Annotated in this window: 7 protein-coding genes; all 7 read right to left on the bottom strand. The window is 63.0% G+C overall.

Features of this window, described 5'->3' with window-relative positions:
• Positions 1–81 precede the first annotated feature (81 nt).
• Positions 82–777, bottom strand: a complete 696-nt coding sequence (locus RBB18_RS22950) for a GntR family transcriptional regulator (protein ID WP_103764296.1) — start codon at positions 775–777, stop codon at positions 82–84.
• 190 nt (positions 778–967) lie between these two features.
• Positions 968–3730: a formate dehydrogenase subunit alpha gene (fdhF, locus tag RBB18_RS22945; protein ID WP_274593576.1), complete on the bottom strand. Its 2763-nt coding sequence runs from the start codon at positions 3728–3730 to the stop codon at positions 968–970.
• Between the two features lie 3 nt (positions 3731–3733).
• The gene (locus RBB18_RS22940; protein WP_306112360.1) at positions 3734–5419 is read right to left on the bottom strand and encodes an NAD(P)H-dependent oxidoreductase subunit E; all 1686 of its coding nucleotides are present in this window, start codon (positions 5417–5419) and stop codon (positions 3734–3736) included.
• 86 nt (positions 5420–5505) lie between these two features.
• Positions 5506–6396, bottom strand: coding sequence for a LysR family transcriptional regulator (locus tag RBB18_RS22935; protein WP_103764299.1), 891 nt, complete (start codon positions 6394–6396; stop codon positions 5506–5508).
• A gap of 85 nt (positions 6397–6481) precedes the next feature.
• Positions 6482–7015, bottom strand: coding sequence for an isopentenyl-diphosphate Delta-isomerase (idi, locus tag RBB18_RS22930; RefSeq protein WP_306112359.1), 534 nt, complete (start codon positions 7013–7015; stop codon positions 6482–6484).
• Positions 7012–8190 (bottom strand): geranylgeranyl diphosphate reductase, encoded by a 1179-nt coding sequence (locus RBB18_RS22925; protein WP_306112358.1) that lies wholly within the window; start codon positions 8188–8190, stop codon positions 7012–7014. The genes idi and RBB18_RS22925 overlap by 4 nt, the downstream gene beginning before the upstream one ends.
• 3 nt (positions 8191–8193) lie before the next feature.
• A partial coding sequence (locus tag RBB18_RS22920) for a BCD family MFS transporter (protein ID WP_306121282.1) occupies positions 8194–9463 on the bottom strand: 1270 nt, incomplete at its 5' end.

The following is a 9463-nucleotide window of genomic DNA, read 5'->3' as shown; positions in this document are numbered from 1 at the left end:
GCAAGAAGCTGCGTGCAGGTCGGACCCGACTGAACATGCGTGAAGTCCAGAATCTTGATGCCGTCCAATGCTTTCATCAGGTCATTCCCCCTTGTTTTTCGTGATGCCTGCGCGGGTCCAGACCTCGCGCACGTGGTCGTGAAGGCGCATCGTGTGGTCGCGCACGCGAGCCTCTGCGAGGTCCACATCGCGCGCTTCGAGCGCCTCGATAATTTCCATGTGATCTGCCACTGATTGCGGCACACGGTCCTCCTCGGCCATGGATCGGCGACGCACCGCGTGCATGTGCACGAACAGGTTTTCCGCCATGCGGGCCAGCAACTCGCAGCCGGAGATTTCGAGGATTTTCTGGTGAAAGCGGATATTGTCGTCAGAATACTCCGCAATATCCGCCCCGCTCTTGGACACCGAGTATTTCATCGCGATGGTACGCAGGCTGGCGATCTGGCGGTCCGTGGCGGTGTCACAGGCCAGCCGCGCCGCCATGCTTTCCAGCGCGGCCCAGGCAACGATCATCTCCAGAATGTCCGACAGCGTCTTGCGCTGCACGAAAATGCCGCGACGCGGGCGCACCTCCAGAAGACCTTCTTGTTCCAGCCGCACCAGCACCTCGCGCAGCGGCGTGCGGGACACGCCCAGTTGCTCGGCCAGGCCGCGTTCGTCCAGCCGCAGGTCGACATCGTCGGAATAGATGTCCATGTCGAGGATCGCCTCGCGCATGCGGTTGTAGATGTGATCCTTGAGCGTGACAGAGGTATCGATCGGATTCAGTTTCATGGCAGCGTACCGAGGTGAGTCGTTAAGTTCGAAATCTGGTATACCACGAACCAGCATCGTGCAACGACAATCATTTGCGGATGCAGCAAAAAGTGTTGGCGTCGTCCGAAACGCAGACCGCCAAGGCGCCGCAAGAAACAAAAGGGCCGGGAAACCCCGGCCCTTTTTCGATACTTCGCGTTGTTGCGATCTATTCCGCTGCCACAGCCTCTTCTGCCTTTTCCACCCGCACGGCCGAGTATTTGAACTCGGGGATCTTACCGTAGGGGTCGATAGCCGGGTTCGTCAGAATGTTCGCCGCCGCCTCGACATAGGCAAACGGCATGAACACCATGTCCGGTGCAATCGCCCGGTCGGCACGTGCCATCACATCGATTGAGCCGCGCTTGGTGGAGATGCGCACCATGCCGCCCGGCTCAACCCCCAGCTTGCGCAGGGTCGAGGGGTGCAACGAACAGTTGGCCTCGGGTTCCACCGCATCCAGAACGCTGGACCGACGGGTCATCGACCCGGTATGCCAATGCTCCAGCTGCCGACCCGTCGTCAGCACCATCGGATAATCCGCGTCCGGCAGGTCGTCGGGCGGGATCACGCTGGCCGGGGTGAACCGGGCGCGCCCCTCGGGCCGCGGGAAGGCATCGCCGAACACCACGGCCTGGCCCGGGTCCTCGGGGCTGAGCGACGGATAGGTCACCGCCTCGCGCTCCAGCCGTTCCCAGGTGATGTTGTCGAGGCTGCGCATGTTGATCGCCATCTCGTTGAACACCTGCGACGGGTCGGTATAATTCCAGTTCAGGCCACAGCGCTTGGCCAGTTCGACCTCGATCCACCAGTCCTCTTTCGCCTCGCCCGGCGGCGGCACCGCCTGGCGCAGCATCTGGACGGTCCGGTTGGTGTTCGACACCGTCCCGGACTTTTCATAAAGCGCCGAGGCCGGAAGGATCACATCGGCATAGTTGGCCGTCTCGGTGATGAAGATGTCCTGCACCACAAGGTGATCCAGCATCGCCAGCGCGTCGCGGGCATGTTCCACGTCCGGGTCGCTCATCGCCGGGTTTTCACCCAGAACGTACATCGCCTTGATATGACCCTCGTGTACCGCGTCCATGATCTCGGTGACGGTCAGCCCCTTCTCGCTGCTGAAGTCGCCCGATTCCCAGACTTCGGTAAACGCCTTGCGCACCCCGTCATCCGTGACCGACAGGTAGTCGGGCAGGAACATCGGGATCAGACCCGCATCCGACGCGCCCTGCACGTTGTTCTGACCGCGCAGCGGGTGCAGACCCGTGCCCGGACGGCCCACATGGCCGCACATCAGCGCCAGCGAAATCAGGCAGCGGGAATTGTCCGTGCCGTGGATGTGCTGGCTGACGCCCATGCCCCAGAAGATCATGCCGGACTGCGCCGTGGCGAATTCACGCGCCACTTCGCGCAGCGTCTCGGCGGGAATGCCGCACAGCTCTTCCATTTTTTCGGGCGGGAACTGCGCCAGATGCGCCTTCTCGGCCTCCCAGTTCTCGGTGAACGCCTCGATGTACTGCTGGTCGTAGAGCTCTTCCTCGACGATCACATGCATGATCGCGTTCAGCATGGACACGTCCGCGCCCGGCTTGAACTGCAGCATATGGCTGGCGAACCGCTTCATGCCCTGCCCACGCGGATCCATCACGATCAGTTTGCCACCGCGCTTGGTGAATTGCTTGAAATACGTCGCCGCAACAGGGTGGTTTTCCGTCGGATTGGCCCCGATGATGATCGCCACGTCGGCATTCTCGATCTCGTTGAAGGTCGCGGTCACGGCCCCCGAACCGACATTTTCGATCAGCGCCGCCACCGAGGAGGCGTGGCACAACCGCGTGCAATGATCCACGTTGTTGTGGCCAAAGCCCTGGCGGATGAATTTCTGGAACAGGTACGCCTCTTCGTTGGTGCACTTCGCACTGCCGAAACCGGCCACCTCGCGGCCACGACCTTTCAGGCCGTTTGCCGCCGCATCCAGCGCCTCGTCCCACGAGGCCTCACGGAAGAAGTCCTGCCAGTTGTCCGGATCGACATTCAGGCCCTTTGCCGGGGCATCCTCCCGCCGGATCAGCGGTTTGGTCAGGCGGTGCGAGTGCTGGATATAGTCGTACCCGAACCGGCCTTTGACACACAGGCGGCCTTCGTTCGCGGGGCCATTGATACCCTCGACGTATTTCACCTTGTCGTCCTTGACCTTCAGGCTGATCTGGCAGCCCACACCACAGAAGGCGCAGACGCTGTCGACCTCACGGTCATAATCGGCGCTGTCACCCACTTGAGCGTCATCCACCACCGAGGACGGCATCAGCGCGCCGGTCGGGCACGCCTGCACGCATTCGCCGCAGGCCACGCAGGTGCTTTCGCCCATCGGGTCGTCGAAATCGAATACCGGAAAGCTGTCATGACCGCGACCGGCCATGCCGATCACGTCATTGACCTGCACTTCACGGCAGGCGCGGACGCACAAGTTGCACTGGATGCACGCATCCAGGTTGACGCTCATCGCGACGTGGCTGTCATCCAGAAGCGGCACACGGTCCTGTTCCAGCTTGGGAAAGCGGCTTTCCGATACGCCGGTCAGCTTGGCCATGTCCCACAGGTGACTGGACTTGTCATGCGCCTTTTCCGGTTCCGGCTGGTCGGCGATCAGCATCTCCATCACCATCTTGCGCGCGGTTTCCGCCCGGTTCGAATTGGTGGTGACGTTCATACCTTCGCTGGCTTCGCGTATGCAGGACGCAACGAGATTGCGCTCGCCCTCCACTTCCACCATGCAGGCGCGGCAGTTGCCATCGGGGCGGTACCCCGGCGCGGGCTTGTGGCAGAGGTGCGGAATCTTCAGACCCCGGCCATTGGCCACTTCCCAAATGGTCATGCCCTTTTCGGCTTCGACTTCCTTGCCATCGAGTGTCAACTTGATCTTGTCGGTCATGTCTTACACCTCGTCCGGGAAATGTTTCATCGTCAGGCGAATGGGATTGGGCGCCGCCTGGCCCAGGCCACAGATGGACGCGTCCACCATGGTCTGGCTCAATTCTTCAAGCAGCGACTGGTCCCACGTATCCGCCTGCATCAGCTTCACGGCCTTTTCACAGCCAACGCGGCATGGTGTGCACTGGCCACAGCTTTCGTCCTCGAAGAACTTCAGCATGTTTATGGCGGCTTCCTTGGCGCTGTCCTTGTCCGACAACACCACGACGGCGGCGGACCCAATGAAGCTGCCATGCGGCTGCAACGTATCGAAATCGAGCGGCACATCGTCCATGTGCGCAGGCAGAAGCCCCGAGGACGGACCGCCCGGCTGATAGGCCTTCAGGGTATGACCGTCCAGCATACCGCCAGCGGCCTCGACAATGTCGAGGATGGTCGACCCGGCAGGCAGCAGATGCACGCCCGGGTTCTTCACGCGGCCCGATACCGAGTAAGAGCGCAGACCCTTACGGTCGTTCTTTTCCACGCCCGACAGGATCTCGCCGCCCTCGCGCAGAACGCGGGCCACCCAGTAGAGCGTCTCGACATTGTTCACCAGCGTCGGCTTGTTGTAGACGCCGACCTGCGCCACGAAAGGTGGGCGATGGCGCGGCAGGCCGCGCTTGCCCTCGATCGACTCGATCATCGCGCTTTCTTCGCCGCAGATATACGCCCCCGCGCCGCGGCGCAGTTCGATATAGCCTTCCTCGACGATGCCCGCCTCTTCCAGCGCCTTGATCTCCCTGGCGAGGATCTTAAGAACAGCGGGATATTCGTCGCGCATGTAGATAAAGCAGGTCTTCGCCTCGACCGCCCAGGCGGCGATCAACATACCCTCTAGGAACAAATGCGGCGTGCGTTCCAGGTAATAGCGGTCCTTGAATGTGCCGGGCTCGCCCTCATCGCCGTTCACGGCCAGATACCGCGGCCCGGACTCCGCCCGCACGAAGCCCCATTTCTTGCCCGACGGGAAGCCCGCGCCGCCCAGGCCGCGCAGACCCGAATCGAGCAGCGTTTCCTGCACGGTCTCGAACACGCCGTCCTTGCGCAGCTCGGCCAGTTTCTCATAGCCTCCGTCGGCCCTATAGGTCGCGAGATCTTCGTGCTCGGGGACATGCGTGTGGGTATCGCCACTGGCGATGGCCGATTCGACCTTCTCCACCGTCGCGTTGTCGATATGGTTGTGGCCCAGCTCCAGCACCGGCGCCGTGTCGCAGCGCCCCATGCAGGGTGCACGCAGCACGCGCACCTCGGAGGGGTCCATGCCATCTTCCAGTGCGGCCTTCAGCTGTTGCGCCCCGGCCAATTCGCAGGACAGCGAATCGCACACCCGGATGGTCAGCGCGGGCGGGGGAACCTCGCCTTCCTTGACCACGTCGAAATGCGCGTAAAATGTTGCAACTTCATAGACTTCGGCCTGCGCGATGCGCATCTCCTCGGCCAGCGCGCGCAGATGCGCCGCGCTGAGGTGGCCAAACTTGTCCTGGATCAGGTGCAGGTATTCAATCAGCAGATCACGCCGCCGGGGCCCATCCCCCAGAAGCCCGCGTACATCCTCCCAGGCCTGGTCCTCAAGCTGCCGGCCTTTGGGCGTATGCCGCCCCTTGCCCTTGCCTGATTTCCACACGCCGCTGCGATCGTCCAATGCCATGATCGGTCCTCCCGTTGCTTCCGGGATACTAAGGCATGCATTGCGCAATCAAAAATCGTATGATTCAAATCCGCGATAAGCAGGACTTATTGCAGCACTTCCTTCAACGCCTGCACTGTGCGCAGCGCAGGGCCTCTGTCCGCGGTTACAAGGCTGAGAGATTTGCGCACTTCCGGCTCGACCAGCGGAAGGATGCGGACAGACCGGGGGGCACCGGTATTCTCGACCAGAACTTTCGGCACCACTGTCGCCGCTGCTCCCTGGATTGCCATCACGACCCCAGCCGTAAGACCCGACAACTCGGCAACGACGCGCGGGCGCGTGCCGACGTCCTGAAAGACCGTGTCGATGATGTGCCGATTCTGCATCCCCGGCTCCAGCAGGCAGAGCGGCAGAGCCCCCGCCTCTTTCCAGGTGATCTGGGTCTTGTCCCCATCAACCATATCTGCCGGCACCAGCAGTACGTATTCCTCGTCGTCGATCGGCGTCACGCTCAGGAAGCTGTGGATGGCGCTCTCGGAATTGGCACTATCGGTATAGGTGATCCCGGCATCGTACGTCCCGGCCTCCAGCCCGTGCAGAATAGCCAGCGAATTCATCGTCTTGACGCGCACGGTAATTCCGGGATTGGCCTCTCGCAGCTGGATCACGGTACGCGCCGCCAACGCTGCCGCAGTGGGGATCGCCGCCAGTGACAGCACGCCCGTGACATCCCCGGGCTCGGCACTGAACTCGGTCTCCAGCCGCTTGACGTCCTCGAGGATCTGCAGCGCGTGGCGCACGATGCTCTCCCCGTCCGGCGTCAGCCCCTGAAACCGGTTGCCCCGGTGCACGATCTTGGTCTCGAGGTGCTCTTCCAGCTTGGCGATGCGCATGGAAAACGCAGGCTGCGACACGCCGCATTCCTCAGCGGCGCGGGCGAAATGCTTCTGCCGTGCCAGCGCGGTCAGAAATTGCAGGTCTTTGAGGTCAAGCACGCGCGCTCCATCGTCTGTCGCCAGTCGTGCCGGGTTAAATCAAGCCCCGCGCCGGATGTCTATTTGAAACCGGCCCTTTGCCGCATCACACCGGGCTGTCCACCCGCCCGAAGATCTGCGCCGCGTGCTTTTCAAGGTAGATGCGCAGCCACGGCGTATAGATGTCCGGCATGGTGCGCGCATAGTCGCGCAGGTCGTCAAGGTCGACCCAGGCCGTATCCATGACCTCGGCAGGGTTCGGTTTCGGGGTGATCCGCTGCGAAACTTTGGCCACGAACACATCCACCACTTCGTGCTCCACCAGCCCGCCGCCAACGTCGGCGCGATATTCCAGCTGGTCGCGATAGTCCAGCGCGAGGCCTTCGACTCCCATCTCTTCTATCAGCCGGCGATGCGCGCAGGCCTCGGCGTCTTCGCCCCAGTTGGGATGCGTGCAGCAGGTATTCGCCCAAAGGCCCGGCGTGTGATACTTGGCCAGCGCCCGTCGCTGGATCAGCAGCGCATTGCCGCAAAGCACGAACACCGACACCGCCTTGTGCCGCAAGCCGCGCTCATGGGCTTCCAGCTTTTCGACGGCCACCAGGTCGCCGCCGATCCATGTCGGGATCATCACGCTCATGTATAGGCCGCCGGCACCATCCGCGTCAGATGCGCCAGGTTCTTCAGCCCGATCTTCAGGTGGGCCATGGGCCGGGCCTTTACCAGTTTCTTGTTCATATACGCCTCGAAGGTCAGACGCTGCACGTCGATATCATGGCACAGCGACACGAACCGCTCGCGCCGCTCGTCCGACTTGTAATAGGCATTCTGCATAGACGCCAGCACCCGGAACACCGTCTTGTGTTCCTTCATGAAAAGCTGCCGCGCCAGCCGCAGGTCCTTGACCCGCCCCGATGCCAGCGTCGCCGCCGCTGCCGTGGCCGCAACGCGCCCGCCTGCCATGGCGTAGTAGATACCTTCTCCGGAACTGGGCGCGACCACGCCGGCCGCATCCCCGGCCAGGACGACATCCTTGCCATTATCCCAGCGGTCCAGCGGCTTCAGCGGGATCGGCGCGCCTTCCTTGCGGATCGTCTCACACTCCGCCAGCCCGCTGGCCACGCGCAGATCGGCGGTGGCCTGCTTCACGTCCACCTCTTTCACAAGCGATCCCATTCCCACGCTGGCAGATTTGCCATGCGGAAAGACCCAGCCGTAGAAATCCGGGCTGATCCGGCCGTCATAGATCACGTCGCAACGGGTTGGATCGTATTCTCCGACCTTGCCGGGCGCCGCGATGATCTCATGATAGGCGATAACATAGGGAATCCGGTCGCCGCCCTCCACCTCATCCCGCGCGACGTTCGACCGCGCACCGTCAGCGCCTATCACCAGCTTGCAGGGCAATTCACGTTCGTTCCCGCTGACCGTCTCGCGAAAGATAACCTTTACCTGTCCGTTCTCGCGCACGATCCGCTTGTATGTCCCGGTGGCGCGCACAGCACCCGCGGCCTCGGCCCGGACGCGCAGAAATTCGTCGAAATCCTCGCGGTCAACCATGCCGACGAAACCGTTCTCGATCGGAATATCCACCTTTCGCCCGGTCGGAGAAATCATTCTTGCCGTCGTGATCCTGGCCACCAGCAGGTCTTCGGGAATATCGAAATCCGCGACCAGGCGCGGAGGGATTGCGCCGCCACACGGCTTGATCCGGCCAGCCCGGTCCAGCAGCGCCACCTTGTGACCGGACCTTGCCAGGTCCTCCGCCGCCGTGGCCCCGCTCGGGCCGCCTCCTACCACCACAACGTCATACATCTCTCATTCTCCCGGTTGCAGCAGCGGCGCATGAGGTCGGTGCAGGATGCGCACCGCCACCAACGCGGCGGCCAAGAACAGCACGGCCTCGAGGCCGAAGACAGCGGCATAGGCTGCCTCATCGCTCAATATCGTGCGGGCCAGGTCCAGCGTGCCCGTGGCAATCAATCCGGCCAGCCCGGCAGCCACCGCCTGGGCTGCCCCGAAAACACCCATCCGCGTGCCGGTGGCGCCCTCTTGCGCTGCGGCAAGCCGCATCATCGAGCCAATCGCGCCCACGACGAAAAAGCCGTTGCCCAGCCCGAGAATAACCGTGAATGGCACCAGTGCCGCGCCTGCACCAAGGCCCATCAGGCCCACCGCAGACACCACGCAGCCGGTAACGGCCCATGTCCGTAAGCTGCCCAGATTGAACGTCGAAAACGCGCCCGCCATCAGCATCCCCAACAGCGCCGCGCCATCCTTGCCGCCCGACAGCTTGGTCGACTCGTCAGGTGTCAGACCGTGGATATGGCCTGCGAAAGGCTCCAACACCAGTTCACTGAGGTAGAAGGCCAGGATCGACAGGAAGACAAACCCGGTAAACGCCTTCGCCGCCGGGTCCGCCCACGTCGCGCGCAAGGCCGGACCGAGGTTTGGCTCCTGTGGTGCGGGCACGGCGCCAAGGCGCCGCTCGACTCCCCAAGTGGCGATCAATGCAGCCACGAAACAGGCCGCCGCGACCACTGGAACAACCAGCATCAGCCGCTCCGGGCTGTAGGGTTTCAGCGCGACACCCGCGCCCACCGACGCCGCAATCGCGCCCGCAATCAGCATCAGCCAGGCGAACGTGGCCGCCGCGCCTTTCTTGTCATCCGGAGCCGCCGTCGCCAGTAAGGCCAGGAACGAGGTCCCCGCCGCCCCGATCCCGAACCCGATCAGTGCATAGGCCAGTATCCAGACCGCAAGCGCGACCTGCGTACTCGGCGCAAAGGCGATTGCCCAGGCCGTCAGCACAAGCCCCGCGCCCACCACGAGCGTTCCGCCCAGAATGAACGGTGTCCGCCCGCCCTTGGTGTCAGAACGATGCCCCCAGATTGGACGCGATAACTGCAAGGCGTAATGCAGCGCCACCAGGAACCCGGGCAACAGCGCAGGCAACGCCAGATCGACCGTCATCAACCTGTTGAACAGGTTCACCGGCAGGGCCGCCATCCCGCCGATCGCGGCGTTGGCCAGGCACAGCCTTGTGATACCGCCCCACCCCAGCGTCATACCCCCCCCCTGACCGCAA

This window comes from Roseovarius sp. MMSF_3298 (assembly GCF_030733705.1).
Lineage (GTDB): Bacteria > Pseudomonadota > Alphaproteobacteria > Rhodobacterales > Rhodobacteraceae > Roseovarius > Roseovarius confluentis.
Note: the sequence above shows the minus strand (reverse complement) of the source record. Positions and strands in the feature narration are given on the sequence as shown.